Raw genomic sequence first — 14,434 nt, forward strand, 5'->3', positions numbered from 1 at the left:
CGAAAGGAAGAAGGGTGACGGGCACGCCTCGAAGGGCGCCGCTTTTCAGAGGGACTGCGAGCGCATCCAGTGCAGGAGGGCGCGCTGGACGTGGAAGCGGTTGCCCGCCTCGTCCACCACGCGGCTGCTGGAGTGGTCCAGGACCTCGTCGGCGACCTCCACGTTGCGACGCACGGGGAGGCAGTGCAGGAAGGCGGCGTCCTTGGCGGCACGCGACATGGTGCGCAGCGTGGGCATCCAGCCGGAGTACGAGGCGAGCAGCGCCGTGACGTCGTTGGGCGAGAAGGCCGCCGCGGCCGTCGGACCCCAGGACTTGGCGTAGACGGCGCGGCTGCCGGCGAGCGCCTCGTCCTGCTCGTGGGTGTAGGTGATGCTGCCGCCGGTGGCCTTGGCGTACGCCTCCGCCTCCGCGCGGACGGCCGGGTGCAGCTCGAAGCCGGGCGGGTGGGCCACGCGCACCTCGCAGCCGGCGGCGGCCGCGCTGAGCAGGAACGAGTTGGGCACCGCCTTGGGCAGGGGCTTGATGTGGGGCGCCCACGTCAGCGTCACCGGCAGCTTCTTCGTGGTGCCGAACGTCTCGCGCAGGGTGAGCACGTCCGCCAGGCCCTGGCAGGGGTGCTCGCGCGCGGACTCCATGCTGACCACGGGGACGGTGGCCCACTTGCGGAACGCGTTGATGATGGGGTCGACCTCGTCCTCCTCGTCACCGCCGCCCTGCGAGAAGGTGCGCACGCCCAGCATGTCCACGAAGCGCGACAGGACGGGCGCGGCCTCCTTGAGGTGCTCGGCGCGGTCCAGGTTCATCACCGCGCCCTCGCGGTGCTCGAGCTTCCACACGCCCGCGCCCACGTCCAGGATGATGGCGTTGCCACCCCCGCGCAGCATCACCGCCTCGAACGAGGTGCGCGTGCGCAAGGACGGGTTGAAGAACACCATGCCCAGGATGCTCCCCGGGAAGAGCGCGCCGGGGGCCTTCTTCTTCCAAGCCTCCGCCTGAGAGAGGACGGCCTCCACACCCGCGGGGCCGAGATCCTTGATGTGGGTGACGTGCTTCATGGGCCTGCGCTCCCCGGCCTGGACCGGTGCATAGGTGGATGAATATGCACCTTCATGCGTGCATTTCCGCGAATGGGGCGCGGATATTATGCAGAAGGACGCGGCGCGCAAGAGTATTGTTCCCGCAATCTTTCATGCGGGTTCCTTGCATGGAAATTCACGTGCATGCATGGTGGAAGGAATGAACCTGGACGACGAAATCCTTCGGCTCATCTCGGAGCGGGAGATCAGCGATCAGGCCGTCTTGCAGGAGCTGTTGGAGGCGGAGGGGCAGGCGCCGAGCCAGTCCACGCTGTCGCGGCGGCTCAAGAAGCTGGGCGTGCAGAAGGTGGGCGGGCGCTATCAGCGCGCGTCGCTGACGGAGCCGGTGGCGACGCCGGAGCGGCCGCGCGTGAGCATCGTCGAGGCGCCGCCGAACCTGCTCGTGGTGAAGACGAGCCCCGGCTACGCGCCGGTGCTGGCGCTGGCGTTGGACCGTGAGCCGGAGGTGCCGGGGCTCGCCGGCACGGTGGCCGGTGACGACACCATCTTCGTCGCGGTGACGGACCCGTCCCGCCTGCGAGAGGTCCGCTCCGTCGTGGAGCGCTTGATGCTGCGCAGCGCCTGAGCCTCGAGGGAACGCTGGATGCAGGGCTGTGCGCGCGGGAGGCTGGCCCGGGGCGAGGCTTGCGCTCGCGTTCCAGGCGATGCAACCTTGGAGGGATGCTCAAGCAGGGACAACCCAGGACGTCAGACCCCCGTGCTACTTCGTGGGCATGACCATGGAATCGGGGTGGGGCGTCGGGGTTTATCGGAGTGAGGGCACCGTGGAGAAGAAACCGGCCACCTATGCGGACCTGGAGGCGCTCCCCGAGACGGTCATCGGGGAGCTCATCGACGGCGTGCTGCATGCCAGTCCCAGGCCGGCGCTTCGGCATTCGTTGGTGTCATCGCGTCTGAACGGTGAACTGAGCGGTCCCTATGACAAGGGGAGAGGCGGCCCCGGTGGCTGGTTCATCTTGTTCGAGCCGGAGCTCCATCTCTCTGGCGGAAACGTCCTCGTCCCGGACCTCGCTGGATGGCGGCGCGAGCGGATGCCGGGGATTCCCAGCGGGGTCGGCTGCACCGTCGTTCCGGACTGGGTCTGCGAGGTGCTCTCCCCGTCGACCTCGCGGCTGGACCGCTTCGCCAAGCAGCCCATCTATGGTCGTGAAGGCGTGAAGCACCTGTGGCTCATCGATCCGAAGGTCCGGACCCTGGAGGTCTGGCGACTGGAGGGCGCGGGGTACCAGAAAGTCGCCCAGCATGAGGGGCTGGCCAAGGTGCGCGCGGAGCCATTCGAGGCCATCGAACTGGAGCTGGGTTTCCTCTGGGACGAGGGGTAGCGCGGCACGCGGTTACAGGGCGGTTACACCTTTCACCAGGGCTCACTCGTTACTGTCCCAAGCGTGCTCACCAGGGCACCGCCGTACGAAAGGACACACGATGAAACCGGCCCTCAAGCTCCCCATCATCCTCGGCTCGGCCGCGGCGCTCGCGGTCTCCGCGCTCCTGTTGGGCAAGCCGTCCACGGACAATGCTCCCGCCCCCGTTGTCGCGACGCCTCCGGTCGCTCCACCTGCTCCCGTCGCGGTGGTGCCCGCGGCTCCCGTGGCGCCTCCCTCGCCCCAGTTCGTGGACCCGAAGGCGGCGCCGGTCATCCAGATCGCGCTCCTGCTCGACACGAGCGGCAGCATGGACGGGCTCCTGGACCAGGCGCGCACCCAGCTGTGGAACATCGTGAATCGCTTCGCCAAGGCGAAGCGTGGCGGCGTGGCGCCCCGGTTGGAGCTGGCCCTCTACACGTACGGCGACACCACCCCCGGCGCGAGCTCGAGCGAGATCCGCCAGGTGACGCCGTTCACCTCGGACCTGGATGCGCTCTCCGAGCGGCTGTTCGCCCTGCGCACCTCCGGCGGCTCGGAGCACGGTGGCGAGGTCATCCAGGAGGCCACCCGGAAACTGGAGTGGAGCCCGAAGGAGGACTCGATGCGGCTCATCTTCATCGCCGGCAACGAGACCTTCATCCAGGGGCCGGTCGACTACCGGGAGGCCGTGGCCGCCGCGCGCAAGAAGGGCATCACCGTGAACACCATCCACTGCGGTGACTACGAGCAGGGCATCGCGGACCACTGGAAGGATGCGGCCACGCGCGCCGACGGCAGCTACATGAACATCGACCAGAACCAGCGGGTCGTCGAGCTCGCCGCTCCGCAGGACGATGAGATCGCCCGGCTGGGCACCGAGCTGAACAACACCTACGTGGTCTACGGCGGCGCCGAGGCGAAGGAGAGCCAGCAGCGACAGGCCACGCAGGACAAGCTCTCGCGCGGCGTGTCGCTGTCGAACATGGCTTCGCGTGCGATGGCGAAGAGCTCCGGGAACTATTCCAACGAGAGCTGGGACCTGGTGGACGCGGTGAAGAAGAACAAGGTGGACCTGGGCTCCGTCGCGGCGGAGGAGCTGCCCGAGCCCATGCGCAACCTGGACGCGGCGGGGCGCAAGGCGTGGCTCGCGGCCCGGGAGAAGGAGCGTGAGGCGCTCCAGCAGCGCATCCAGCAGCTCGGCAAGGAGCGCCAGCAGTTCCTGGCGGAGGCGCGCAAGAATCAGGCGACGAAGGGGGATGACACGCTGGACGGCGTCATCGGCCAGGTGGTGCAGCGCGAGGCGAGCAAGCGAAGCTTCACCCTGGAGTAGGATGCGTCATGGCCGCGCGCCGAGTGCTCGTCGTCGAGGATGACCCCGCCATCCGGCGCGGAATCGTGGATGCGCTTCGCTTCGAGGGCTACGAGGTCCTCGAGGCGGGCGTGAAGGGAGAGGGCCAGCGCGTGGCCGAGCGCACGCCGGTGGACCTGGTGCTGCTGGACCTGGTCCTCCCCGACGGGGACGGGTTGGACCTGCTGGCGGCCGTGCGCAAGAGCCGGCCCACGCTGCCCGTCATCATCCTCACCGCCCGGGGCCAGGAGGAGGACCGGGTGAAGGGCCTGAAGCTGGGGGCGGACGACTATGTGGTGAAGCCCTTCTCGGTGCGGGAGCTGTTGGCCCGGGTGGGTGCGGTGCTCCGACGCTCGGCCGAGCGTCCCGTGGGGGCCTCCCGCGTGGACTTCCCTGGCGGGCACTTCGTGGTGGAGCGCCGCGAGCTGAGCTTCGATGACGGCACGCGGATGGACCTGTCGGAGCGAGAGGCGGACGCGCTGCGCTACCTGGGGGAGAACCCGGGGCGAGCCATCTCCCGCGAGGAACTGCTCGAGCGCGTGTGGCACCTGCCCGCGCGCGGACTGCAGACGCGCACGGTGGACATGACGATGGCGCGGCTGCGCGAGAAGCTGCGCGATGACTCCGCCGAGCCCCGCGTCATCCTCACGGTGCGCGGCAAGGGGTACATGTTCTCCCAGCCGGGCGGCGCCCGATGATTCGCTCCTGGCGTGTCTGGAGCGTGGTGAGCGCCTGTACGGTGCGCGGCAAGGGCTCCATGTTCTCCCAGTCGGGCGGCACTCGATGATTCGCTCCTGGCTCGCGGTGAGCGCCCGTGCGGCATGCGGCAAGGGCTCCCTGTTCTCCCAGCCGGGCGGCGCCCGATGATTCGCTCCTGGCGCGTCTGGCTCGCGGTGAGCGCCTGTCTGGCGCTGGCCCTGGCCGGCGTGGTGTGGCTGTCCGTCTTCGCCCTTCGCCTGGACCGCGCGGACCGTCAGGCCCGCCTGAGCGCGGCGCGCGAGGAGAACGTGCGCCTGGCGCTGTGGCGGCTGGACTCGGAGCTGTTGCCGCTGGTGGCCCGGGAGAGCGCGGTGCCCGCGGAGGCGTACGCGGCCGTTGCCCCCGTGCCCGGTGTGCTGGACGCGCGCAACGCCCCGCTCCCCGAGGGGCAGGCGTGGATGGCGTCTCCTTTGCTCGCGGGTCCGCCGGAACATGTCCTGCTCCACTTCCAGGTGGACACCGCCGGGAACGTCACCTCTCCGCAGGTCATCGAGGCGTCGCTGCGCGCCTCGCTCGGAGTGGCCCCGCCCCGCGTGGGGGAGGAGGTCCTGAGGGCGCGCCTGGAGCACGTGTCGCGTCAGCTCGGCGGCCTCCGGCTGCGCGAGGCGCTCGCGGCGCGGGATGCACCCGCCTCGACCGGCAGCCCGTTGTCACGCGTCCAGAGCAAGCTGTCGTCCTCGTTCCAGGAGCTCAAGAACGCCAGCGAGTACGACGCCCGCTCGCGCAGCGCGCGTCAGGCCGCCAGTCAGAATGTCGTGACCTACCAGGCCCAGGAGCCATCGGCGGCCCGCGCCTCCCCCCGCGCGGAGATGCGGGCGCTCTGGGTGGGCGACGCGCTCCTGCTGGGCCGGCTCGTCCGGGTCGATGGCCAGGAGGTCCTCCAGGGCTGCTGGCTGGACTGGCCCGGGTTGAGCCGCTGGCTCCAGGGCCGCGTGGAGGACCTGCTCCCGGGCGCGACCCTGGAGCCCGCACGGGGCGACGTCACGGCGACAGGGGAGGGGAGGCTCCTGGCGGCCCTGCCGGTGCGGCTGGTACCGGGCTCCACTTCGGGCGAGGAGGGCTCCTCGGGCGCCCTCTCGTCCCTGCCGCTCGTGCTCATGGTGGCCTGGAGCGGCGTGGCGCTCGCGGGCGTGGCGGTGGTGGCGCTGCTGGTGGGCGTGATGGCGCTGAGCGAGCGCCGGGGCGCCTTCGTGTCGGCGGTGACGCACGAGCTGCGCACGCCGCTGACGACGTTCCGCATGTACACGGAGATGCTGTCGGCGGGCATGGTCCCGGACGCCGCGCGGCGACAGGAGTACTTCGACATCCTCCACCGCGAGGCGGAGCGGCTCAGCCACCTGGTGGAGAACGTGCTCGCCTATGCCCGCATCGAGCGTGGGCGCGCGCCGGCCCGGTTGGAGCCGGTGGCGGTGGACGCGCTCGTGTCGCGGCTGGAGCCCCGGCTCGCCGAGCGCGCGCTCCAGTCCGGGCTGGTGCTGAGCGTGGACGTGCCCCCGGACGTCACCGTGCTGACGGACCCGTCGGCGGTGGAGCAGGTCCTCTTCAACCTCGTCGACAACGCGTCCAAGTACGCCGCCGGCGCCACCGACCCACGCCTGCACCTGGAGCTGGAGCGGCGGGGCCGCCGGGTGGGGCTGGTGGTGAGGGACCACGGCCCGGGCGTGGACCCCGCCACGGCCCGCAGGCTCTTCGAGCCCTTCTCCAAGTCCGTTCAGGCCGCGGCCCGGTCCGCGCCCGGCGTGGGCCTGGGGCTCGCCCTGTGCCGCCAGCTGGCCCGGAGCATGCGCGGGGAGCTGCGCTACACCCTGGCCCCCGAGGGCGGCGCCCGCTTCGTGCTCTGGCTACCCACCGCGTAGCCCGCCTCCAGGTCGACCCAGGACCTCGGGGCCGCCCACCCTCCAGGGCGTCGTGGGAAGCCGAGGCGTGCCCACCCCCCATGCGCGGGGCCCCGAACGCTTTCTCGCTGGCACGTGCGCCAGTCGTCTTTGGAAATGTGGATAAGAGCGAATAGCCAGCGAAGTTGGTGATCCTGCGTTGCGCCAGGACGACCATGAGAGCAGCTTGGCCATCCCGGCGGGCAGGGAATTGTCGGTATTCACGAAAACAATTCTTTGTTCTCAAGATTTGCGGGGGATTTCGTTCGACAGGCTAGGCAGGCGTGGCGAAGCGACTCGATGGGATGTGAGACCCAGGAGGACACCATGGGCATGTCGGGGAAGACATCGCTGCTGGAAGGCGCTCGCAACGAAGGAGGAGAGGCCCGGGATGCCCTTCAGGGGGTGGCGTACCAGGAGCTCCGCGAGATGACGCACGCGGCCATGAGCGGAGAGGCCTCGCGGGCCACGCTGCGTCCCATGCTGCTGCTGCGCGACATCTGCGGGCGGTGGGCGGGGGAGTACGCGGACATGGAGCGACGTCGCCATGTGCTGGGGGTGGGGGCCCAGGCGATGCGTCGGGCGTTGGTGGAGGCGGTGCGGGTGCGCAACGCCCACCGTCGGGACGCGCTGCGTGAGCCGTTGTACCTGCACGACGAGGTGACGGAGTCCCCCGTGGGCGTCGACATCGACGTGCTGGGGTTGGAGCGGGTGCTGGTGGAGCTGGAGTCGTTCAAGCCCCGGCTGGCCCGCCTCGTGGAGCTTCGTTACTTCGCGGGCCTGGGCATCCAGGAGACCGCCGCGGTGCTGGGCGTGGCGCCCGCCACCGTGCGCCGGGACTGGGCCTTCGCGCGTGGCTGGTTGTGCGAAGGCGTGGGGCACTGACGCTCCCCACGTCGTCGTCCTGGTGCGTGTTGCCTCGCAGGCAACGTCCTGGTTCGCCGTGTTGTCCCCGGGTCCTCGCGGGGTGGTCGCGTCGTCACGCGCCCCCGAGTGACACGCGCCGCGGCACAGCACGTGCTCTGGGGTCCGGCGGGCCGTGCCCGAAGCCGGCCCTCACCAAGGACGAAGCTTCATATGAACCAGGGGAAGAAAGTGGGTCTGTTGGGGAGCCCGCTGCGTTGGGCCGGAGTGTCGATGACGCTGTTGTCGGCGCCCGTGAGCCTCGCGGAGGACTGCCCGACGCCGTCGCTGCAGCAGTGCGTGGACGTCGACTACCGCTCGAGCAAGTGCGGCGAGGCCCACGACGGATATTGCCAGCAGATCATCGAGACGGAGTGGAGGGCGCGCTGGGACAACGCGCCCAAGCGCACGGTGCTGTTGCCGGAGGAGTTCGGCAGCGGGACGGCGACGGTGGCCACCCAGCCCGTGTCGCTGGGCACCACGCGCGTGAGCGGCATGGACCAGGGCCTGTCGGGCCAGGTGCTCAAGGGGCAGATTCTCTACCGCAAGAAGCTGGAGAAGCTGACGAAGGCGGAGCTTGCGTACCTGGGGCAGCTGCAGGCCTGGGACAAGAACGGGACGCAGGTGACGTCCTGCCAGGAGTACGTGGACGAGAAGTACTACGACTACAGCCGCTTCGAGCGGCGCTCGGGCGTGCACGGCGACGACTACCGCGCGCTGTTCCAGTCGGCCTACGGGGGCGACGGCATCGCCCACCGCACGCTGTACAGCCGCGACGGCAAGAAGCTGGCGTCCATCTGGGGCGAGACGCGGGTGGCGAAGAACGCGTACTTCGCCTTCACGCCCGGCCCCTACCCGAAGGGCACCAAGCCCTACGAGTTCACCACCGACGCCGCGCGGCTCGCCAACAACCCGGAGGCCCGGCAGTGGGCGGTGGCCTCGGACTCGTGGCACCAGGCGATGGCCGAGCAGCTCGCGCACATCCCGGATGACGAGCTCACCGTGCGCCAGGAGGAGCAGGAGGGCTTCATCGCGCTGCTCGCCCAGCGCGCGGGCATCTACGCCGACTGGCAGAAGGCGTACGCGCTCTTCCTGAAGAAGGACCGCGACACGAAGGAGCTGAACGCCACCACCGCCGAGCGGCTCTACGCGCTCGACAAGGTCATCGAGGAGCGCCTGGTCCAGGCCGAGGGGCAGGGCTGCCTCGACTCGAAGTACGTGACGTCCTGCGACTGGAGCCCGCGCCGCTACAAGCTGGAGCTGGACGCCGCCATGGGGCCGCGCCGCGCCGCGGACCTGCAGGCGTGCTTGTTCCTGACGGGCAACGACTTCAGCGAGACGAGCTTCGTGCGCAACGCGCACCTGCTCAAGATCTCCACCCTGAAGGAGAAGGACTACACCCTCAACACGACGATGCTGGCCCAGTACGTGCTCGCCTACGGCCAGTACATCCAGGCGCAGGCGGCGCCCACCAACCCGTCCACGGGCCTGGTGCGCCATGGCGGCGAGGCCGGTGACAGCGGCTACGCGGGCGACAACTTCATGGGCGCCGGCTACGACTACAACGCCGGCTGGGAAGTCACGGCGCCGGGCGCGTCGAGCGCGCGGATGCAGGCGAAGGGCTTCGGCCTGACGGGCCCGTGGTGCGAGTACAACGCGCGCATCTACGGCGAGTTCAACGCGTACGCGAACCTCTTCAGCCCCACCCGCATGGAGGTCATCCACATCGACGGCTCCGCGGGCACCGAGGGCAACGGCATCCGGCTCACCGTGGGGGCCCGCTTCCTGGGGCAGTCCGTCTACACCCACGACCAGACCTACCCGCTGCGCGTCACCTTCGCGCAGACCAAGCCCGTGTACGCGTTCGACGAGGCCCAGACGTCCTACACCTTCATGGTCTGGTACATCCCCGTCACGCTGACGGCGGGCGTGTCCGCGGAGACGGGCGTCAAGTTCGACATCGGCGGCGCCATCACCCGTGACTGCGCGGCGGACCTGCTGGGCGTGGACCTGTTCGGCATCCTCACGCCGTACCTCACCGTCAACGGCTTCGCGTCGGTGGGCATCGGCCTGCCCAAGTTCCAGGTCGCGGTGCGTGGCCTGGTGGTGCTCACCCGCGCCAACCTCCCGCTGGAGACGGACATCGGCATCTACCTGAGCTCGCCCTCGCACCCGACGGACCCGAACACGCTGTTCCTGCGCCTCACCTCGAAGCTGGACATCGAGACGCGCTTCCTCGACGGGCGCATCTCGCTCTTCGCGCAGCTGTTCGACCTGAAGGCCGAGTTCCCCGTGTTCTCGTGGAGCGGCTTCGGCTTGAAGCACAACATCTACACCGAGACCAAGACGGTGCCGCTGGCGCGCATCTTCTAGTCACACGGCAGGGCCGCTCCGGCGCTCACGTGTCGGGGCGGTCCTCCTGGGGCGCCATGGCCTTCCATCGCCATGGCGTCCCGCCCCAGTCCCTTCCTTTCGAGGTCCTTCATGCGTCGCCCGAGGCTCGCCGTCCGTACGGCCGTGCTGTCCACCCTGCTGCTCACCGGCTCAGTGTCCGCCTGGTACTTCACGCGCCCCACCGTCGTCGCGGGCGAGGCCGCCCCGGTCGTCGTGAGCGACTCCCGCCTGCCCCTGTTCCAGTGGACGCCGGGGGAGGAGCGCATCTATCGGTTCGCCTGGGATGACCTGCAGCGCGTGGAGCTCCCGATGCCCGTCCCGGGGGGCGCGACGTCGTCCGGCGCGGTGGAGGGCACGCTGCACCTGGAGGGCTCGCTCGCCCTGCGCGCGCTCGAGGTCCGCCCGGACGGCACGAGGGTGCGGCTGTCCCTGAAGTCCCTGGAGCGGCACGACGCGGTGCTCTCGGGGCAGCAGCTCTTTCCCGACGCGGCCTCCGTGGCGGCGCAGCTGCCCGAGTCCGCGTCGGCCTGGGTGGAGCTGGACGCGAAGGGCGCGCTCCTGGCGGTGCGCTTCTCGGAGTCGGAGCCCGCCATGTTCCGCCAGCTGGCGCAGACGCTCGCCGCGGAGCTGTTCCCCACCACCCTGCGCGACGCGGCCGAGTGGGACGTCGTCGAGTCCAACCAGACGGGCGAGGTCCAGGCCCGCTTCCAGTTCGACGGGGACTCCGCCCTGACGCGGCGGCGCACGCGCTACGTGACGCTGAACGCCGCGGGGAAGGACCGGCCGTTCCAGCAGGAGCTGCGCTCGCTCACCCGCTTCGAGCGCGCGCCGGATGGCCGGATGGCCGGGGTGTCCCACGACGAGTCGCTGGACGCGACGCGGACGGATGGCGCCCCGCTGATGTCGCGCCGGATGCGCCTTCGCGTGACGTTCTCCGCGCGGAGCATGGCGCCGCTGCTGGCGACGAACGAGGACAAGTCCCTCATCCGCAAGCCCGAGCAGATCGTCTTCGAGGGAGACAAGGAGACGGCGCTCCTGCGCAGCCAGGCGGACGGCATGACGGTGGACGAGGTCCTCCGCGTGCTCGCCGCCGCCACGCGCCCGGAGTCCATCCCGGAGCTGGACCGCTTCGTGCGCCGGGCCATCGCCGCGCTCAAGCTGGAGCCCGGCAGGACGCGGGAGCTCGCGGCGTCCTTCCTGCGTCCGGGCGTGAATCCGGGACTGCGTGAGCTCACCATGGACGTGCTCGCGGGCACGGGGCATGGAGAGGCCCAGGCGCTGATGCGCGAGCTGCTCCAGGCCCCCGTGGCGCGCGAGCACGAGACGTCCTACGGGCTGATGCTGCAGCGCGCGGGCTTCCTCGAGGCGCCCGAGCCGGAGACGGCCCGGATGCTGATCACGCTGCGGGAGCAGGCCCGCGCGGGCAACGACGTGGCCACCCGGCGCGCGTCCGAGTACGCGCTGGGCGGCGTGGTGTCGAAGCTCCCCTCCGGGGACCCCAACGTGGCGACCTACCTGCGCCCGCTCCAGGACTCGCTGCGCGACGCGAAGGACCCGCAGGACCGCATGCACGCGCTGCGCGCGCTGGGCAACACGCGGCAGGAGGCCGTGTTGGATGCGGCGCAGCCCTACCTGCGCGACGACTCCACCGAGGTGCGCGCCGCGGCGGCCGAGTCCCTGCGCGGCGTGCCGCAGGAGGTGGCCACACGCATGCTGCTCGACTCGCTGGTCCAGGAGCCGGAGCGGTTGGTGCAGGCGGCGCTGCTGGACGCGCTGGACGCACGCAGGCTGGACGGGGCGGACCTGGAGCGGCTGCGCGCCTGGGTCGTCTCGGGGGGGATGGTCTCCGGGGTGGAGGCCACGCTGCTCAACCTCATCACCCACCGCATCGAGGGCGGCGGCGCGCCGGTCCTCCAGATGCTCCAGGCGCTCGCGCTGCGCCCGGGCCAGCACTCCTCCACGCGCGCCCGCATCATGTCGCTGATGGCCCAGTCCTCCGCCGAGCTGGGGGGCTGAGTCCCGACGCGGCCTTCACTTCACTCCCACAACACCTCCGAGAACCTCATGACACGCATCCTCAACGGGCTGGGCCTGGTGGTCCTGCTCGGCCTCATCCTGGCGCCAGTCGCCCACGCGGACATCGTGGACGACGTGTGGCGCGGCACGAATGTCCGCCTCAACGCCGCGCGCATCCACGTGCGCGGCAACGACTACGCCACGGGCTACTGGCTGCTGCCCAAGTCGGCGGGCACCCTGAACCTGCACGTCCCGGCGCGCACCTTCGGCGTGAACTCCGACCTGGTGCTGAACCTGTGGGGCTCGCGCAGCGGCAACGTCATCACCTGGACCTTCGACGACACGCTGCCCTCGCCGTACTACCTGGGCGACGCCAACAGCGTCACGCGCGTGCGCGGCACGCTCAAGGCCTTCGCCCGCCAGGTGCGCGGCGCGGATGACCCCTACTGCGAGAGCGCTTCGTGTCCGCACAACGTCGAGCTGGTGCTGACGGGGGGCAGCCAGGTCTGGGTGGACGGCTACACGGACATCGTCTTCAAGTTCTACTGGACGGAGCCGGTGCAGGTGCGTCAGTTCGTCGCCTACGCGGGCGTGCCGCGTCCGCGCCTGGCGGCGCTCCGGGTGCTGACGTCCACCAACCGCTGCCCCTCCTCGAGTGCCACGGAGCTGTCGGGTGAGGTCGTCCTGAGCAGCCCCGCGCCCGCGGGCGGAACGCTGGTGGAGCTCTTCAGTGTGGACGCGAGCGTCGGGGTCCTCAACGTGCGCGTGCCCGAGGCCCAGCGCACCGCGCGCTTCGCCATCCGGCTGCCCCCACATTGGGGCGGGCCCACCGTCATCCAGGGCTCCTCGGGCGGCATGCTCCAGTCGCAGCGGGTCGCCCTCAACCGGTGCGTCACCCAGGTGTTCGACTTCAACCGGTGGCGTCAGCTCCCGGAGGTGGCGATTGCCCGCCTCATCACCAACGAGGGCGCGGTCATCGGCCGTCTGGCGAACGACGAATCGGACAGCCTCATCACGAGCAGGTCCACCGTGCAGTCGCTGCGCGAGGCGCTCGGCGTGGACCGCGTCGACGTGAAGGCCGTCAGCGCGAGCGGAGACCTGTTCGGCACCGCGTACTCGTACAAGGGCCTGTCCGCGTTCCGGATGAAGGCGAACGAGGTGAAGGCGGGCGCGCAGCTGTGGGTCGACGGTTACGAGGCCCTGGTGGGCAACGCGCACGGCACGCCGCTGGTGCGCTGGCCCGATGACAAGGACGTCGTCTACGTCGTCGACGAGGTCGGCCCCGCGAAGCGCGAGGCGCTGACGGGGCTCGGCTCGGGGCGCCTGTTCTTCAACGCGCTGGGTGAGTCGGCGGCCGTGGTGCAGACGCAGAGTGGCCCTCGCGCGGCGCTCATCGCCGGCAAGGAGCGTCACATCCTCCTGGAGCTGGAGGCGGACATCGCCGCGCTCAACGACGTGGGCACGGTGCTGGGCACCGCGCGCGTCTCCGGCAAGCACAGCCAGCCCTTCCGGTGGACCCGCGAGAAGGGCGGCGAGCTGCTGCCCCTGCCCGAGGGCGCGCTGTCCGCGAGGGCGGGGGGGCTCAACACCAGCAACTGGGTGGTGGGGACGGCCACGGCGGAGGACAAGTCCCAGCGCGCGTTCATCACCCCGCCGGACGGGGAGAAGAGCTACCCGCTCTCCGAGCTCGCGCCCGAGGAGCTGGAGAAGGCGGGCCTGCGCATCGTGGAGGCGTTGTCCATCTCCGACAACCTCGAGGTGTTGGTCCGCGCCGTGAATGGCGACGGCAAGTCCGTGCACCTGGTGCTCAGTCCGTGAGCGGCGCGGAGCCGGTGCACCCCATGTCCTTCCAAGCAACGAGGAACCCCATCGTGAACTTGAACTCGCCCCTGAGGGGGCTCCTGATGCTGTGCATGGTCGTCATGGCGGGCTGCGGAAGCTGCCAGGGCGGCAACTCCGGATGCGACCCCAGTCAGTATGGAACCAACGGCTGCGCGTGCCGGACGGACTCCGCGAGCTGTGACACGGGCCTGGCCTGCAACAGCGGCACGTGCGTGCCGTGCGGCGGCGAGGGGCAGGATTGCTGTGTCGCCGCCTCCGCCACGTACTGCGGCGGCTCGCTGATGTGCGTGATGGAGTCGGGCGGGGAGACCTGCCGCAACTGCGGCGACGTCGGCGAGGCGTGCTGCAACTCGTCGGGCAGCCAGGTCTGCAACGCCAGCAGCAACTGCGTGGGCGGGACGTGCCAGTCGATTGCCGCCACCGCGTGTGACGCGGGCGGGACGGTGTTCTCCCTGGGCATCCAGAGCAAGCAGTTCTGCGCGGTGCGCGTCGTGGAGGTGCGCGCGACGTCGGCGCAGAAGGCGATGGAGTGTGCCACCGCCAGCGCGCTGTTCGACCCGATGATGGAGGTGCTCACCGACACGCCCAACCTCCCCATCCAGGACATCGAGGTCTGCGTGGAGACGGCGGCGGAGGGCCGGCGCACCACCACCGTCCGGGCCTTCGGCGAGTTCGAGGCCCAGCGCTGCGCGCGCTTCACACGCTGCGGGAACGACGGCTGCCTCTCCGTCCGGCTGGGGGCCTGCCGGTAGCGTGCGAAGGAGAACTGGAGCGAGGCCGCCTTGGGGGGCGACCTCGCTCCCACGGGCCGCGGCGAGGGTCATCGAAGGCCCTCGTCGTGGCCGTGGTTTCAAGGG

General features: G+C 70.5%; 11 protein-coding genes. 10 read left to right on the forward strand and 1 reads right to left on the reverse strand.

Features of this window, described 5'->3' with window-relative positions:
* Positions 1–45: 45 nt before the first annotated feature.
* Positions 46–1,056: an N-acetylornithine carbamoyltransferase gene (locus tag VZQ01_RS32865; RefSeq protein WP_426745622.1), complete on the reverse strand. Its 1,011-nt coding sequence runs from the start codon at positions 1,054–1,056 to the stop codon at positions 46–48.
* Positions 1,057–1,225: 169 nt separating this feature from the next.
* On the opposite strand from VZQ01_RS32865, the gene VZQ01_RS32870 reads away from it, so the two are divergent.
* From VZQ01_RS32870 to VZQ01_RS32915, 10 genes are all read left to right on the forward strand, one after another.
* Positions 1,226–1,663: an arginine repressor gene (locus VZQ01_RS32870; RefSeq protein WP_082165339.1), complete on the forward strand. Its 438-nt coding sequence runs from the start codon at positions 1,226–1,228 to the stop codon at positions 1,661–1,663.
* A 148-nt stretch (positions 1,664–1,811) separates the two neighbouring features.
* Entirely contained in the window at positions 1,812–2,420 is a 609-nt protein-coding gene (locus VZQ01_RS32875; RefSeq protein WP_426749007.1) for a Uma2 family endonuclease, read from the forward strand.
* A gap of 100 nt (positions 2,421–2,520) precedes the next feature.
* Positions 2,521–3,771, forward strand: a complete 1,251-nt coding sequence (locus tag VZQ01_RS32880; RefSeq protein WP_223745535.1) for a vWA domain-containing protein — start codon at positions 2,521–2,523, stop codon at positions 3,769–3,771.
* Between the two features lie 8 nt (positions 3,772–3,779).
* Positions 3,780–4,487: a response regulator transcription factor gene (locus tag VZQ01_RS32885; RefSeq protein WP_141323723.1), complete on the forward strand. Its 708-nt coding sequence runs from the start codon at positions 3,780–3,782 to the stop codon at positions 4,485–4,487.
* A 165-nt stretch (positions 4,488–4,652) separates the two neighbouring features.
* Complete coding sequence (locus VZQ01_RS32890; protein ID WP_223745537.1) at positions 4,653–6,404, forward strand: sensor histidine kinase; 1,752 nt, start codon at positions 4,653–4,655, stop codon at positions 6,402–6,404.
* Between the two features lie 351 nt (positions 6,405–6,755).
* The gene (locus VZQ01_RS32895) at positions 6,756–7,307 is read left to right on the forward strand and encodes an ECF-type sigma factor (RefSeq protein ID WP_426745623.1); all 552 of its coding nucleotides are present in this window, start codon (positions 6,756–6,758) and stop codon (positions 7,305–7,307) included.
* A 252-nt stretch (positions 7,308–7,559) separates the two neighbouring features.
* Positions 7,560–9,698, forward strand: coding sequence for a hypothetical protein (locus VZQ01_RS32900; protein WP_426745624.1), 2,139 nt, complete (start codon positions 7,560–7,562; stop codon positions 9,696–9,698).
* A 111-nt stretch (positions 9,699–9,809) separates the two neighbouring features.
* Positions 9,810–11,735 carry a HEAT repeat domain-containing protein gene (locus VZQ01_RS32905; protein ID WP_426745625.1) on the forward strand — a complete coding sequence of 642 codons (1,926 nt, stop codon included), beginning with the start codon at positions 9,810–9,812 and terminating at the stop codon, positions 11,733–11,735.
* A 48-nt stretch (positions 11,736–11,783) separates the two neighbouring features.
* Complete coding sequence (locus tag VZQ01_RS32910) at positions 11,784–13,553, forward strand: hypothetical protein (RefSeq protein ID WP_426745626.1); 1,770 nt, start codon at positions 11,784–11,786, stop codon at positions 13,551–13,553.
* Positions 13,554–13,606: 53 nt separating this feature from the next.
* Positions 13,607–14,329, forward strand: coding sequence for a hypothetical protein (locus tag VZQ01_RS32915; protein ID WP_223745542.1), 723 nt, complete (start codon positions 13,607–13,609; stop codon positions 14,327–14,329).
* The last annotated feature ends 105 nt before the right edge of the window (positions 14,330–14,434 follow it).

The sequence above is a fragment of the Myxococcus faecalis genome (genome assembly GCF_050039385.1).
GTDB classification, from domain to species: domain Bacteria; phylum Myxococcota; class Myxococcia; order Myxococcales; family Myxococcaceae; genus Myxococcus; species Myxococcus fulvus.